Origin of the sequence: Sphingopyxis sp. (genome assembly GCF_036675685.1) — a bacterium.
Classification (GTDB): Bacteria; Pseudomonadota; Alphaproteobacteria; order Sphingomonadales; family Sphingomonadaceae; genus Sphingopyxis.
In genome coordinates this window covers 50713-64786 of record NZ_JAKFEM010000008.1, presented here as the reverse complement: position 1 = coordinate 64786, position 14074 = coordinate 50713, and the positions used below count along the sequence as shown (strand labels likewise).

Sequence of the window (14074 nt, the reverse complement as noted above, 5' to 3'; positions counted from 1 at the left end):
AAAATAGGGCTGAAGACGCGCCATCTGCTCGTCCGTCAGCCAGAATAAATCGCTCAAATTCAGGCTCCTTCGTGGTCGCCTGAATCACAGCCATCTCCGCAAATCAATGGGTCCTGACCCTAAGCGTTCGCAGAGGTTAATAATCGTGCTTCACGCACATCGTGTTTCCGCTATGTTCCAGAGGGAAGAGGTAAGATGCAATCATGACGAACTTTGACCTTGATGGCACCCAGGCGGACGGAACTCGCCTATGGGAAGGCTTACGCCACCAGAAATGAGGCTGCTTTGAAACCTGTTCGGAGCTTCGCGAATTCTACTCAGCCCAACCGCCAAACGTGTAGGAAAAGCGGGCACTACCTTCGTCGGCGTTACGACCGCTACGGACCTCCGCTACCAGTCGCAAACCCATCAAAACCTCGCGTTTCCGGCAGTTTTCCGCCGCTCTTCGAGGCTGTTCCTATGTCGGTATTTCCGCTTCCAGAAGTGAGTTATTTGGACAACTCACGACAGATTTGGAGCCGTTTGGACACCACTTCCGCGATGCCTGACCCGATGAATCTGCCGGTTGTGCTGTAACGCAACAGGCGCAGCACGACGATCGCACCCGGTGCCGGATGCTCCCGATCCATGGCATATGCGAACGCGTCCGCGTCGATCCGATTAAGAAATATATCGTCTGGAATTCGCCGAACTGACGCCGCCACCGACTCAGCCCCGCAACGAAGCTGGCCGACTCGGGGACCGACCGATGGTCAGGTCGTATGATGCGACGACACGACTCCGCCGCTCAAACCGCCGCAATCCGACCGATCGCGGCGGCCGCGATGGGTGACAGGGCATCGGGCGACTCCTGCGCCAGCAGCAGGATGCGGCGCCGCATTTCGGGATCCCAGAAATGGCAAATATGGTCGGCGACCATCGCCGCGGCCTGCTCGGAGCCTTCCGCGGCCAGATTGCGGGCAATCTGGTTCGCCATATAGATCAGGCGCTCGCCGGTCGACATCATGCCAGTTTCGTCGGTCATGGCGCGCCCTTCATTCCGCCGCTTCGACCGGCGCGATACGGCGGCTCTGCCGCGTATGATCGGCATAGTCTTCCTGCCAGTCGGAAGGGCCGTTCGACAGGCCGACCTGCACCGCCGTCACCTTATATTCGGGGCAGTTGGTGGCCCAGTCCGAATAGTCGGTGGTGATGACATTCGCCTGCGTGTCGGGGTGGTGGAAGGTGGTATAGACCACGCCCGGCGCGACGCGTTCCGTGATCAACGCGCGCAGCGTCGTCTCGCCGGCGCGGCTGCGCAGGCTCACCCAGTCGCCATCCTTGATGCCGCGGTTCTCGGCGTCGCTGGGATGGATTTCCAACCGATCCTCCAGGTGCCACGCGGTGTTCGCGGTGCGCCGCGTCTGCGCGCCGACGTTGTAATGGCTGAGGATGCGGCCCGTCGTCAGGAGCAGCGGGAAGCGCGGCCCGGTCTTCTCGTCGGTCGGCACATAGTCGGTGACGACAAACTTGCCCTTGCCGCGCACGAAGCCGTCGATGTGCATCGTCGGGGTGCCATCGGGCGCCGCGTCGTTCGCGGGCCATTGCAGCGAGCCTTCTTCATCGAGCCGGTCGTAATGGACGCCCGCGAAGGTGGGGGTGAGCGCGGCGATCTCGTCCATAATCTCCGACGGATGGCCATAGCTCCAGTTGAGCCCCATCGCGTTGGCGACGAGCTGGACGATCTCCCAGTCGGCGTAACCGTTCAAGGGCGCCATCACCTTGCGGACGCGCTGGATGCGGCGCTCGGCGTTGGTGAAGGTTCCGTCCTTCTCGAGGAAGGTCGAGCCGGGCAGGAAGACATGCGCGTAGTTGGCGGTCTCGTTGAGGAAAAGGTCCTGCACGACGACGCATTCCATCGCGGCGAGGCCCGCCGCGACATGGTGGGTATTGGGGTCGGACTGGAGAATATCCTCGCCCTGGATGAAGATGCCCTTGAAGCTGCCGTCGGTCGCGGCGTCGAGCATGTTGGGAATACGAAGGCCGGGCTCGCGGTCGAGCTTTACACCCCAGGCGCTCTCGAACATCGCACGTGCGTCGTCGTCCGACACATGGCGATAGCCCGAAAACTCGTGCGGGAAGCTGCCCATGTCGCACGCGCCCTGAACATTGTTCTGACCGCGCAGCGGGTTCACCCCAACGCCCTCGCGGCCGACATTGCCGGTGGCCATGGCAAGGTTGGCGATCGCCATCACGGTCGAACTGCCCTGGCTGTGCTCGGTGACGCCCAGGCCATAATAGATTGCCGCATTGCCGCCGGTTGCATAGAGGCGCGCGGCAGCGCGCAGATCGCCGGCAGGCACACCGGTCAGCGGCTCGATCGCCTCGGGCGAGCGCGCCGCCTCCGAGACGAAATCGGCCCAGTCCTGAAACTCGTCCCAATCGCACCGTGCGCGGATGAACGCCTCGTCGTAAAGCTTTTCGGTCACGATGACGTGCGCCATCGCGGTCAGCACCGCGACATTCGTGCCCGGACGCAGCGGCAGATGATGCTCGGCCTCGACATGCGGCGATTTGACGAGGTCGATGCGGCGCGGGTCGACGACGATCAGCTTGGCGCCCTGGCGGAGCCGCTTCTTCATCCGGCTGGCGAACACCGGGTGCCCGTCGGTCGGATTGGCGCCGATGACGAAAATGACGTCCGACTGCATCACGCTGTCGAAATCCTGCGTCCCCGCCGAGGTTCCGAACGTGGTCTTCAGTCCGTAACCGGTCGGCGAATGACAGACACGCGCGCAGGTATCGACATTGTTGTTGCCGAAGCCCTGCCGGATCAGCTTCTGGACGAGGAAGGTCTCCTCGTTGGTGCAGCGGCTCGACGTAATCCCGCCGACCGCGCGCGTTCCATATTGCATCTGGATGCGGCGGAACTCGCTCGCGGTGTGGGCGATCGCTTCGTCCCAGCTCACCTCGCGCCACGGCTCGGTCACGCTCGCGCGGATCATCGGACCCAGAATACGGTCTTGATGCTGGGCGTAGCCCCAGGCGAAGCGTCCCTTGACGCAGCTGTGTCCGCGATTGGCCTTGCCGTCCTTCCACGGCACCATGCGGACCAGCTCTTGCCCGCGCATTTCGGCGCGGAAGGTGCAGCCGACGCCGCAATAGGCGCAGGTCGTGACGACGGCGCGGTCGGGCGTTCCGACCTCGACCACTTTCTTTTCGATCAGGCTCGCCGTCGGGCAGGCCTGCACGCACGCGCCGCACGAAACGCATTCCGAGGCGAGGAAGGCGTCATTCTGTGACGCGGCGACCTTCGAGTTGAACCCCATACCCTCGATGGTGAGCGCGAAGGTGCCCTGAACTTCGTCGCATGCCCGCACGCACCGCGAACAGGCGATGCACTTCGACGGATCGAAATCGAAATAGGGGTTCGACTGGTCCTTGGGCTGCCCCATGTTGGTCGCGCCGTCATAGCCGTAGCGCACCTCGCGCAGTCCGACCGTGCCCGCCTGATCCTGCAGTTCGCAGTCGCTGTTCGCGGCGCAGGTCAGGCAATCGAGCGGATGATCGGAGATATAGAGCTCCATCACCCCGCGGCGCAGTTGTTTCAGCCGATCGGTCTGGGTGCGCACGACCATGCCCTCGGCGATCGGGGTCGTGCACGATGCGGGATAACCGGCGCGGCCCTCGATTTCGACAAGGCAGAGGCGGCACGAGCCGAAGCTTTCGAGGTTGTCGGTCGCGCAAAGCTTCGGGATCGACCTGCCGCTCAACGAGGCAGCGCGCATGATCGACGTGCCTTCGGGAAGCGTTACCTGCTCGCCGTCGATTGTCAGCGTGACATTGCGGCCCGTCGCCAGCGCGGGGGGCGTGCCATGGTCGGTTTCGCGGATGAAGCCCATGTCCTTACTCCGCTGCTTCGACGACCGGCGCAGGGGCGCCAAAATCTTCGGGAAAATGGTCGAGCGCGCTCAGCACCGGATAGGGCGTGAATCCGCCGAGCGCGCAGAGCGAGCCATATTTCATCGTGTCGCACAGATCGCGCAGCAGCGCGGTCTGTGCGTCGATGCCGACGTCGATGCGATCGGGGCTGCGCGAGTGGAGCGCCTTGCCCAGTGGCCCGGCAAGGCGCTCCTGCATCGAGGATATCCCCCCTCGTGCATCCATGATCCGATCCATGATCTCGACCCCGCGCGTCGATCCTATGCGGCACGGCGTACATTTGCCACAGCTTTCGACCGCGCAGAATTCCATCGCGAAGCGCGCCATGTGCGCCATGTCGACGCTGTCGTCGAAGATGGTGATCCCCGCATGGCCGATCAGCCCGCCGGCAGCCGTGAAAGCTTCATAATCGAACGGCAGGTCGAACATCGACGGCGGAAAATAAGCGCCAAGCGGGCCGCCGACCTGCACCGCGCGCACCGGTCGGCCGCTCGCCGTGCCGCCTCCGACGTTGTTCACCAGCTCGCCGAGCGTGATACCAAAGCCGACCTCGAACAGGCCGCCATGTTTCACGTTGCCGGCAAGCTGGATCGGCATCGTTCCGCGCGAGCGACCGAAGCCGACATCGGCATAGGCTTCGGCGCCCTCGGCCAGGATGAAGGGCACGGCGGCGAGGCTCAATACATTGTTGATGACTGTCGGCTTGCCGAACAGGCCCGAAAGCGCCGGCAGCGGCGGCTTGGGGCGCACCTGTCCGCGCTTGCCCTCGATGCTGTCGAGGAGCGCGGTTTCCTCGCCGCAGACATAGGCGCCGGCGCCGGCGCGCACTTCGAGCACGAACGGCGCGATCCGGCCGGCGGACAGCGCGATCGCTTCGCGCATCGTCCGGATCGCGAACGGATATTCGCTGCGGATATAGATATAACCATGGATCGCTCCGGCCGCGTGCGCGGCGATCGCCATGCCTTCGATCAGGCAATAGGGATCGCCTTCCATCAGCATCCGGTCGGCAAAGGTACCGCTGTCGCCCTCGTCGGCGTTGCACACGATATATTTGGGCGCGCCCGGCGCATCGAGCACCGTCTGCCATTTGATGCCCGTGGGAAAGCCCGCGCCGCCGCGCCCTCGTAGCCCGCTCGCCTTGACCGTATCGACGACCGCCTGCGGCTCGGCGGCGCGCGCGATGTCGAGACCGGTCCAGCCGCCGTGCGCGGCGTAGTCGGCAAGGCTCAGCGGATCGACGATTCCGCAGCGGGCAAAGGTGAAGCGTTGTTGGGCGGCGAAGAAGGGCAGCGCGCCGACATCGCCCAGCCGGCCGGGATGCGTGCCGTCCAGGATCCGCGTCACATCACCGCATGCGACGGGGCCATAGCCGATCCGCCCTTCGGCCGTTTCGACCTCGACCAGCGGCTCGATGCTGAACAATCCGCGCGATCCGGTGCGCACGACCTCGCAACCCGTGTCAACGAAATCGCGCGCGACATCGTCGGCACCGAGCGCGACCGACGCCATGTCGCGGCTGATGAAGACGCGCGTCATGCCGCGACCTCGATCGCGATGCGGTCGAGCGCCGCCGCGTCGATGCGCGCCACGGGGCGGCCATCCACCAGCGCATTGGGACCGATGGCGCAGAGGCCGAGACAATAGACGGGTTCGAGCGTCACTTGCCCGTCGCCGCGGGTCTCGCCCATCGCGACGCCCAGCCGCGCGGCGGCCGCCGCCTCCATCGCCGCGCCGCCGCGGGCCTGACAGCTTTCGGCACGGCATAGCTTCACGATATGGCGCCCGGCGGGCTTGCGGCGATAGTCATGGTAAAAGGTGAGGACGCCATGCACGTCGGCCCGGCTGAGGTTCAGTGCAGCGGCGATCGCCGGGACAAGCGCGTCATCGATATATCCTGCCTCGTCCTGCACGGCGTGCAGCAGCGGCAACAGCCGGTCGCGACCGGCACCCTCGTTGCGCACCATATCGTCAATCAGGGTCTTTGCTTCTTCCCGTCGCATCGGTGGTCAGTCCGCCCAATATAGGCGCATCGGATTATCGACCAGCATCCGCCGTTGCAAGTCCGCGGTCGCCGCGATGCGCGGGATCATGTCGACCAGATGGCCGTCGTCGGGAACATTGTCCTGCATGTTGGGGTGCGGCCAGTCGGTGCCCCACAGCACGCGGCCGGGATAATCCTCGACCAGCGGGCGGACCGCGCGTGCGAAATCGTCCCATGGATCGTTCGTCGCATCGAGCCGGTCGGGGCAGGTCGCCTTGAACCAGATGTCGTCGCGCGCATCGAGCAGGCGGCGAAAGGCGCGCATGTCGGGGCCGTCAGGGCCCTGCGACACGTCGGGGCGGCCCATATGGTCGATGACCAGCGGCACCGGGATGGCGTCGAGAAAGGGGCGAAGCTCCTCCAATATGCCGGCCTCGAAATAGACGACGACGTGCCAGCCCGCGGGAAGGCGCCGCGCGACGTCGAGGAACCTGTCTTTCGGAGCGTCGTCGACCAGCCGTTTCAGGAAATTGAAGCGGATGCCGCGGATGCCGCCGTCGTGTAGCGCGTGCAGCGCGGCTTCGTCGATCGCGGGATCGACCACGGCAACGCCGCGCGCCCGGCCCTTCGACGCCGCAATGGCGTAAAGCGTCGCGGCATTGTCGGTGCCGTGGCAGCTGGCCTGGACGATGACGTTGCGCGCGAAACCGAGATGGTCGCGCAGCGCGAACAGCGCTCCGGCGCCCGCATCTTCGGGCAGATATTTGGCCTTCGCGCTGAACGGGAATTGCGCCATCGGCCCAAAGACATGGCAGTGGGCGTCGATCGCGCCGGGCGGCGGAGTGTAGCGCGGCTTCGACGGGTTGCCGTGCCAGCTTGTTATCCGCTCCCGATCGCTCTGAGCCTGTCGAAGAGTCATCCGAAAACCACTCCGTCCATCAGTTTGCGCGCGGTACGCAGCAGCGCTGCCGATTGCACCGCGCCATCGTCATCGAGGTCGAGGATGCAGCTCATCTCACCGGTCGGATGTTCGACCGACAGCGTCTTGCGCGCGCCCGGTGGCACCGCTGCGACCTCCGCGGCCGGCGATCCCTCGATCAGGCAGGCGGTCGCGACACTCACGGCGCCGAGCACGCCGATCGTAGCATGGGCGCGGTGCGGGATGAAGCTACGGACGGTCACCGCGCCGCCATGACGCGGCGGGGCGACAAGCATCATCTTCGGCACCGATTTCTCGCGCACATCGCCCAGATTCATGCGTTCGCCGACCGCGAGCCGGATCGCTTCGATCCGCGCCTTCAGCGCGGCATTGGCGTCGAGGCTTTCGCGGTCCTCATAGCCGGTGATGCCAACGTCGGTCGCCTTCATCACGACGCAGGGCATGCCATTGTCGATCAGCGTGACGGGGACGCCATCGACCGTCTCGACCGCCCGCCCGGTGGGCAGCAGCGCGCCGCATGACGACCCCGCCGTGTCGCGGAATTCGATCGGGACCGGCGCGTGGGCACCGGGCACCCCGTCGATCCGCGCCGTGCCGTCATAGGTCACCCGCCCGCCGGGCGTCGCGACCGTCGCGACCGCAACCTGCCCGGTATTTTCCATGAAGATGGTGACGCGCGTTTCGTCGCCGGTCGCGGCAACGAGGCCGCGCTCGATCGAGAAAGGGCCGACACCGGCAAGAATATTGCCGCAATTCTGCGCGTCGCTGACAATCGCCTGGTCGACGAAAACCTGCAGGAAAAGATAGTCGACGTCGACTCCCGCGCGCGCCGATCTGGCTATCGTCGCAACCTTGCTGGTCAGCGGGTCGGCGCCCCCCATGCCGTCGATCTGCACCGGGTCGGGCGAGCCCATGATGCGCAGCAGCAACGCGTCGCGCGCCGCAGCATCGGCCGGCAGGTCGTCCTTCAGGAAATAGCCGCCCTTCGACGTTCCGCCGCGCATCCACATGCAGCGGATGGCCGTCATGTCGCGGCCCCTTCCGGGCGCAAAACCGGTGCCCGCTTTTGCTGAAGGGGCCGGTCAGACATATCGAAGCCCCATTTCGGCAAGCTTCTCGCGCATCCTGTACATGTCGAGACCCAGTTCGCCGGCGGCAAGGCGCGCGCGCTTGTCGGCCTCGTTCGCTTCGCGGGCTTCGGCAGCTTTCGCCACCTCGGCGGCTTTTTCGCGCGGCACGACGACGACGCCGTCGTCATCGGCAACGATCACGTCGCCCGCGGCGATCGGCGCGCCGGCGCAGACGACAGGGACGTTCACCGAGCCCAGCGACGCCTTGATGGTCCCCTGCGCAAACACCGCCTTCGACCAGACGGGGAACTGCATGTCGGTAAGGTCGCGCACGTCGCGAATGCCGGCGTTGATGACCAGCCCCTTGCAGCCGCGCGCCTGCGCCGAGGTCGCGAGCAGGTCGCCGAAATAACCGTCCTCGCAAGGACTGGTTGGAGCGATGACCAATATGTCGCCAGCCTGCAGCTGTTCGATCGCGACATGCACCATCCAGTTGTCGCCGGGCGGGGCCGAAATGGTGACCGCGCTGCCCGCAATACGCGCACCCGCATAGATCGGGCGCATATAGCTGGCGAGCAGCCCCGTTCGCCCCTGCGCCTCGTGCACTGTCGACACGCCGCAACGTTCGAGCGCCGCGATGACACCTGCTTCGGCGCGTTCGATATTCTGGACGACGATACCGCTCATAGGCCTCTCCCGAAGCAAGCCCCGTCATCGGGGACAGCTGATCGGACGTGTCTAGGAAACCCGTCCCGCAAAAGACATTCGGAAGTTTGAAACCGGTATAAGGTCATGCTAATTCATCGCTCCTATGCTCTGGCAGCTCAATCTTCGGCATCTGCGGGCGCTGTCCGCCGTCACGCGACTGGGCAGCGTCTCGTCGGCCGCGCAGGCGGTCAGCATCACCCAGCCGGCGATCACCCAGGCGGTGGTGCGGCTCGAAAAGCTGCTCGGCCTGCCGCTGTTCGAGCGGCGGCCCGACGGGATGGAGCCGACCGCTGCGGCGCGGCAATTGTCCGCGCGCATCGATGCCGCGCTCGCCTATGTCGGCAGCAATCGGGTGACGATGACGCAGCTGCGGGCGTTGCTCGCACTGGGCGAGGCGGGCAGCTATGCCGCCGCCGCCGCGCTCACCGGATTATCCCAGCCGTCGCTGCACCGCGCGGTTGGCGATCTCGCGCTCGTCCTGCGGCGCAGCATGGTCGAACGGCGGGGGCGCGGCCTTGCCTTTACCGACAGCGGACGCAAGACGCTGCGTGCCTTTCGTCTGGCGCGCTCCGAATTCGCGGCGGGGTTCGCCGAAATCGAGGCGCTGAAGGGCGCCGAAACGGGACGGATCGCGATCGGCGCGATGCCATTGTCGCGTGCCCGCGTCCTGCCAGCGGCGATTGCGGCTTTCTATCGCGAATATCCCGATGCGCGGATCAGCGTAATGGAAGGCGCGTGGCACGAGCTGGTCGAGCCGCTGCGCGACGGGTCGATCGATGTGATGATTGGCGCGCTGCGCGCACTGGCGCCCGGCGACGAACTCGACCAGCATTCGCTGTTCAGCGATCATCCGGTCGTTCTGGGCCGGCCCGGACATCCGGTGCTGGAAGCGGCGGCGACCCGGGACTGGGGGGCGCTCTTGCCCTTGCTGGCAGAATATTCCTGGATCGTTCCCGAGGTGGGCACGCCGCTGCGCGCGCAATGGGCGCGGCTTTTCGACGCGGCGGGCATCGCGCACCCCGCGGTTCCGATCGCCTGCGGTTCGGTCATGATGATCCGCCAGATCATGATCGACAGCGATTTCCTGACGCTCCTGTCGCCCGATCAGGTGGCGGTCGAGCTGGAGGCCGGCTGGCTGGAGGTCGTGGCCGAACTGCCTGCCGACTTTGTGCGCGACATCGGCGTGACACACCGCGCAATGTGGCGGCCGACGGCGATGCAGGCGTCCTTCCTGCGCCATCTGGAATCGGCGGCGCGGATTGCGGGATAGGCAAAAAAATTAGCTAAAACTTATAGGATGCCCTTGCTTCCGATTGGTCGCGCCGCCGCCGGGTCGGCACGATGAAGGCAATGACGCAGACGCTGACCCTGATCGGCTTTGGAGAGGCTGGTTCGACCTTTGCCCGCGCGGCGGGCTGGGAGGACGACGCACGCGCCTTTGACATTCGCCCGGTCGACTTCGACGCGGCCGCGGTACGAGGATGTGCTTCGCTTGCCGACGCGCTGGCCGGAACGCCCTCTGTCATCAGCGTCGTAACCGCCGATAACGCGTTGTCGGTCGCGCAGGATGCTGCGGCGCTGATCGCGCCCGGCACCTTTTTCTTCGACATGAATTCGGTCGCCCCCGGCACCAAGCGCGCGGCGGCTGCAGCGATCGGCGCGGCGGGCGCGGTCTATATCGATGTGGCGGTGATGGCGCCGGTCAATCCGTCGCGGCTGGCGACGCCCTTGCTGCTGTCGGGGCCGGACGCCGAAACGGGAGGGGCGGTATTGGCCGCGCTCGGTTTCACCAATCTGCGGATCGTAGGCGACGATGTCGGGCGCGCCTCGACGATCAAGATGCTGCGCTCGGTGATGGTCAAGGGCGTCGAGGCGCTGACCGCCGAATGCCTGATCGCCTGCGAGTGCGCCGGTGTGACCGACGAGGTGCTGGGCAGCTTCGAGGGCGACTGGGCGACCGGGGCGGACTACCGGATCGACCGGATGCTCGTCCATGGCGGGCGGCGGGCCGCCGAGATGGCGGAAGTGGTCAAGACGCTGGCGGCGCTCGGTATCGAGCCGCTGATGACGCGCGGGACGGTGGCGCGTCAGGCGCAGCTTGGTGGGCTTGGCATCGCCGCCCCCCCCGCAGGACTTGAAGCCAAGTTGGCGAAGGTGAGGAACGCAGGACAATGATTATCGATTGTCATGGGCATTATACGGTGCTGCCCACGGCCCACGACGCCTGGCGCGAGGAGCAGAAGGCGGCATATAAGGCGGGCGTCGCGCCGCCGCCCTATCCCGCGATTTCCGACGCCGAGATCCGCGAGACGATCGAGGCCAACCAGCTGCGCCTGATCAAGGAACGCGGCGCCGACATGACGATCTTTTCGCCGCGCGCCTCTGCGATGGCGCCGCATGTCGGCGACGAGGGCGTCGCGACCGAATGGGCGTATCGCTGCAACAATCTGATCGCGCGCGTCGTCGATCTGTTTCCCGAAACCTTTGCCGGGGTGTGCATGCTGCCGCAATCGCCCAAGGCCGATATGAGCGCGAGCATCGCCGAGCTCGAGCGTTGCGTCGTCGAACTGGGCTTTATCGGCTGCAACCTCAACCCCGATCCCGGCGGCGGCTATTTCACCCATCCGCCGCTCACCGACCGTAGCTGGTATCCCTTTTACGAGAAGATGGTCGAGCTCGACGTCCCGGCGATGATCCATGTCTCGGGCAGCTGCAATCCGGCGATGCACGCGACCGGCGGCTATTATATCGCCGCCGATACCATCGCCTTCATGCAGCTGCTCGAAGGCGATCTGTTCGGCGATTTCCCGACATTGCGCTTCATCATTCCACACGGCGGCGGTGCGGTTCCCTATCATTGGGGGCGCTACCGCGGGCTCGCCGACATGCTGAAAAAGCCCGGGCTCGACGCGCATCTGATGAACAACATCTTCTTCGACACCTGTGTCTATCACCAGCCCGGGATCGACCTTCTGGCCGATGTCATCGACAACAAGAATATCCTGTTCGGGTCGGAAATGGTCGGTGCGGTGCGCGGTATCGATCCGACGACGGGCCATTATTTCGACGACACCAAGCGCTATGTCGATGCGCTCGATATCGAAGACGACGCACGCCACATGATTTTCGAAGGCAATGCACGCCGGGTTTTCCCGCGGCTCGACGCGCGGTTGAAGGAGCAGGGCCGGTGACGCAGAATATCCACGACTATCTCGCGGAACTGGACGATATTCCGGGCACGCGTGTGTTCACTGCAGCGCGCGCGCGCCGCGGATATTGGCTGAACCAGTTCGCGATGAGCCTGATGACGCCCGAAAATCGCGAGCGCTGGAAGGCCGATGAGCGCGCCTATCTTGAAGAATGGCCGATGTCTGACGAGCAGAAGGCCGCGATATTGGCACGCGATTATAATCGCTGCCTCGATCTTGGCGGCAATGTCTATTTCCTCGCCAAGGTCTTTTCGACCGATGGGCTGAGCTTTGCCGAGGCGGTGTCGACGATGACCGATATGAGCTTTCCCGAATATCGCGAGATGATGCTGAAGGGCGGGCGTTCGGTCGAAGGCAACCGCTCGATCAAGGCCAACCGGGCCGCCGGCAAAAAAGGAGCAGATTGAAATGGCACGTTTAACCGCCGGTGTCGGCTCCAGCCATGTGCCGCTGCTGGGTGTAGCGGTCGATCAGGGGAAGACCGGGGACGATTATTTCGGTCCGATCTTTGCGGGCTATGAATGGACCCGCGAATGGGAGCGCAACACGGCCAAGCCCGATGTCGTGATCCTCGTCTATAACGACCATGCCTCCGCCTTCGACATGAAGATCATCCCGACTTTCGCGATCGGTTGCGGCGAACGCTACAAGTCCGCCGACGAAGGTTGGGGACCGCGACAGGTTCCCGATGTCGAGGGCCACGCCGACCTCGCCTGGCACATCGCACAAAGCCTGATCCTCGATGATTTCGACATGACGATCATCAACGAGATGGACGTCGATCACGGCCTGACCGTGCCCTTGTCGATGATGTTCGGCACCCCCGACAAATGGCCGGTGAAAGTCGTGCCGCTCGCGGTCAATGTCGTCACCTATCCGGTGCCGTCGGGCAACCGCTGCTGGGCGCTGGGTGAGGCGATCGCCCGCGCGGTCGAAAGTTTCCCGGAAGATCTGAACGTCCAGATCTGGGGCACCGGGGGTATGAGCCACCAGTTGCAGGGCCCGCGCGCCGGGCTGCTCAATCGCGAATGGGACAATCGGTTTCTCGACGCGCTGGTCGGTGACAGCGACGCGGCGCGGCATATCCCGCACATCGAATATCTGCGCGAAACGGGCAGCGAGGGCATCGAGATGGTGATGTGGCTGGTGATGCGCGGCGCGCTGGGAGCGAAGACCCGCTGCCTGCATCGCCATTATCATATCCCGTGCAGCAACACGGCGATCGGCCATATCGTCCTGGAACCCGCCGAAAAACTCTGAAGCCGAACGGCGCGGCGGTCGCCGGCGCGATAATGGAGAATGACATGCGGATTGCCCTTGCCGGTGCCGGCGCCTTTGGCGAGAAACATCTCGACGGACTGAAGCTGATCGACGGGGTGGAGATCGTCTCGATCATCAGCCGCACCGCCGAACAGGCGGCCGCAGTCGCCGCAAAATATGGCGCACGGCACAGTTCGACCGAACTGGCGGATGCGTTGGCGCGCGACGATGTCGATGCGGTGATCCTGTGCACCCCGACCCAGATGCACGCGGCGCAGGCGATCGCCTGCATGGACGCGGGCAAGCATGTCCAGGTCGAAATCCCGCTGGCCGACAGCTGGGCCGATGCCGAGGCGGTGCTGACAAAACAGCAGGAAACCGGGCTCGTCTGCATGGTCGGCCATACGCGGCGGTTCAACCCGTCGCACCAATATGTCCACAACAGGATCGTGGCGGGCGAGTTCAATATCCAGCAGATGGATGTCCAGACCTATTTCTTCCGCCGCAAGAATATGAACGCCAAGGGTGAGGCGCGCAGCTGGACCGACCATCTGCTGTGGCACCATGCCGCGCATACCGTCGACCTGTTCGCCTGGCAGGCGGGGCCGATCGTCAAGGCCAATGCGATCGAGGGGCCACATCATCCCGATCTCGGCATCGCGATGGACATGTCGATCCAGCTGAAGGCCGCGTCGGGCGCGATCTGCACCCTGTCGCTGAGCTTCAACAACGACGGGCCGCTCGGCACCTTCTTCCGCTATATCGGCGACACCGCCACCTATCTCGCGCGCTACGACGATCTGGTGACCGGCAAGGAGGAAGTGATCGACGTCAGCCACGTCGATGTCAGCATGAACGGCATCGAATTGCAGGACCGCGAATTCATTGCCGCGATCCGCGAGGGGCGCGAACCGAACAGCTCGGTCGCGCAGGTGCTGCCCTGCTACAAAGTGCTGCACGATCTCGAGCAACAGTTCTGATC

Annotated in this window: 13 protein-coding genes; 6 read left to right on the top strand and 7 right to left on the bottom strand. The window is 64.8% G+C overall.

The window, feature by feature from the left end; translation table 11 throughout:
* Window positions 1-787: 787 nt before the first annotated feature.
* Genes V6M50_RS04680 through ligK form a run of 7 tightly spaced genes read right to left on the bottom strand, consistent with a single transcriptional unit; the run spans window position 788 to window position 8602 of the window.
* On the bottom strand, window positions 788-1024 hold the full coding sequence (locus V6M50_RS04680) for a formate dehydrogenase subunit delta (protein WP_332817386.1): 237 nt from the start codon (window positions 1022-1024) through the stop codon (window positions 788-790).
* A gap of 10 nt (window positions 1025-1034) precedes the next feature.
* The gene (gene fdhF / locus V6M50_RS04675) at window positions 1035-3881 is read right to left on the bottom strand and encodes a formate dehydrogenase subunit alpha (RefSeq protein ID WP_332817385.1); all 2847 of its coding nucleotides are present in this window, start codon (window positions 3879-3881) and stop codon (window positions 1035-1037) included.
* Window positions 3882-3885: 4 nt separating this feature from the next.
* Window positions 3886-5460: an NADH-ubiquinone oxidoreductase-F iron-sulfur binding region domain-containing protein gene (locus V6M50_RS04670; protein WP_332817384.1), complete on the bottom strand. Its 1575-nt coding sequence runs from the start codon at window positions 5458-5460 to the stop codon at window positions 3886-3888.
* Window positions 5457-5924 (bottom strand): formate dehydrogenase subunit gamma, encoded by a 468-nt coding sequence (locus V6M50_RS04665; RefSeq protein WP_332817383.1) that lies wholly within the window; start codon window positions 5922-5924, stop codon window positions 5457-5459. The genes V6M50_RS04670 and V6M50_RS04665 overlap by 4 nt, the downstream gene beginning before the upstream one ends.
* Before the next feature lie 6 nt (window positions 5925-5930).
* Window positions 5931-6824 carry an amidohydrolase family protein gene (locus tag V6M50_RS04660; protein ID WP_332817382.1) on the bottom strand — a complete coding sequence of 298 codons (894 nt, stop codon included), beginning with the start codon at window positions 6822-6824 and terminating at the stop codon, window positions 5931-5933.
* Window positions 6821-7873: a 4-oxalomesaconate tautomerase gene (locus V6M50_RS04655; protein WP_332817381.1), complete on the bottom strand. Its 1053-nt coding sequence runs from the start codon at window positions 7871-7873 to the stop codon at window positions 6821-6823. The genes V6M50_RS04660 and V6M50_RS04655 overlap by 4 nt, the downstream gene beginning before the upstream one ends.
* A gap of 54 nt (window positions 7874-7927) precedes the next feature.
* The gene (gene ligK / locus V6M50_RS04650) at window positions 7928-8602 is read right to left on the bottom strand and encodes a 4-carboxy-4-hydroxy-2-oxoadipate aldolase/oxaloacetate decarboxylase (RefSeq protein WP_332817380.1); all 675 of its coding nucleotides are present in this window, start codon (window positions 8600-8602) and stop codon (window positions 7928-7930) included.
* Window positions 8603-8726: 124 nt separating this feature from the next.
* Here ligK and V6M50_RS04645 point away from each other — a divergent pair, with 124 nt between their 5' ends.
* The 6 genes from V6M50_RS04645 (at window position 8727) to V6M50_RS04620 (ending at window position 14072) form a co-directional block, all read left to right on the top strand.
* Window positions 8727-9893, top strand: a complete 1167-nt coding sequence (locus V6M50_RS04645) for a LysR substrate-binding domain-containing protein (RefSeq protein WP_332817379.1) — start codon at window positions 8727-8729, stop codon at window positions 9891-9893.
* 80 nt (window positions 9894-9973) lie between these two features.
* Complete coding sequence (locus V6M50_RS04640; protein WP_332817388.1) at window positions 9974-10798, top strand: NAD(P)-dependent oxidoreductase; 825 nt, start codon at window positions 9974-9976, stop codon at window positions 10796-10798.
* Window positions 10795-11814 carry an amidohydrolase family protein gene (locus V6M50_RS04635; protein WP_332817378.1) on the top strand — a complete coding sequence of 340 codons (1020 nt, stop codon included), beginning with the start codon at window positions 10795-10797 and terminating at the stop codon, window positions 11812-11814. Before V6M50_RS04640 ends, V6M50_RS04635 begins: the two co-directional genes overlap by 4 nt.
* Entirely contained in the window at window positions 11811-12239 is a 429-nt protein-coding gene (gene ligA, locus V6M50_RS04630) for a protocatechuate 4,5-dioxygenase subunit alpha (RefSeq protein WP_332817377.1), read from the top strand. Before V6M50_RS04635 ends, ligA begins: the two co-directional genes overlap by 4 nt.
* A gap of 1 nt (window position 12240) precedes the next feature.
* Window positions 12241-13092, top strand: coding sequence for a class III extradiol dioxygenase subunit beta (locus V6M50_RS04625; RefSeq protein ID WP_332817376.1), 852 nt, complete (start codon window positions 12241-12243; stop codon window positions 13090-13092).
* A gap of 44 nt (window positions 13093-13136) precedes the next feature.
* Window positions 13137-14072 carry a Gfo/Idh/MocA family oxidoreductase gene (locus V6M50_RS04620; protein ID WP_332817375.1) on the top strand — a complete coding sequence of 312 codons (936 nt, stop codon included), beginning with the start codon at window positions 13137-13139 and terminating at the stop codon, window positions 14070-14072.
* Window positions 14073-14074: the final 2 nt, after the last annotated feature.

Excerpts from the sequence above, each read along its gene's own strand:
- V6M50_RS04680 (WP_332817386.1), bottom strand. The coding sequence starts at position 1,024 with ATGACCGACGAAACTGGCATGATGTCGACCGGCGAGCGCCTGATCTAT.
- fdhF (WP_332817385.1), bottom strand. The coding sequence starts at position 3,881 with ATGGGCTTCATCCGCGAAACCGACCATGGCACGCCCCCCGCGCTGGCG.
- V6M50_RS04670 (WP_332817384.1), bottom strand. The coding sequence starts at position 5,460 with ATGACGCGCGTCTTCATCAGCCGCGACATGGCGTCGGTCGCGCTCGGT.
- V6M50_RS04665 (WP_332817383.1), bottom strand. The coding sequence starts at position 5,924 with ATGCGACGGGAAGAAGCAAAGACCCTGATTGACGATATGGTGCGCAAC.
- V6M50_RS04660 (WP_332817382.1), bottom strand. The coding sequence starts at position 6,824 with ATGACTCTTCGACAGGCTCAGAGCGATCGGGAGCGGATAACAAGCTGG.
- V6M50_RS04655 (WP_332817381.1), bottom strand. The coding sequence starts at position 7,873 with ATGACGGCCATCCGCTGCATGTGGATGCGCGGCGGAACGTCGAAGGGC.
- ligK (WP_332817380.1), bottom strand. The coding sequence starts at position 8,602 with ATGAGCGGTATCGTCGTCCAGAATATCGAACGCGCCGAAGCAGGTGTC.
- V6M50_RS04645 (WP_332817379.1), top strand. The coding sequence starts at position 8,727 with ATGCTCTGGCAGCTCAATCTTCGGCATCTGCGGGCGCTGTCCGCCGTC.
- V6M50_RS04640 (WP_332817388.1), top strand. The coding sequence starts at position 9,974 with ATGACGCAGACGCTGACCCTGATCGGCTTTGGAGAGGCTGGTTCGACC.
- V6M50_RS04635 (WP_332817378.1), top strand. The coding sequence starts at position 10,795 with ATGATTATCGATTGTCATGGGCATTATACGGTGCTGCCCACGGCCCAC.
- V6M50_RS04625 (WP_332817376.1), top strand. The coding sequence starts at position 12,241 with ATGGCACGTTTAACCGCCGGTGTCGGCTCCAGCCATGTGCCGCTGCTG.
- V6M50_RS04620 (WP_332817375.1), top strand. The coding sequence starts at position 13,137 with ATGCGGATTGCCCTTGCCGGTGCCGGCGCCTTTGGCGAGAAACATCTC.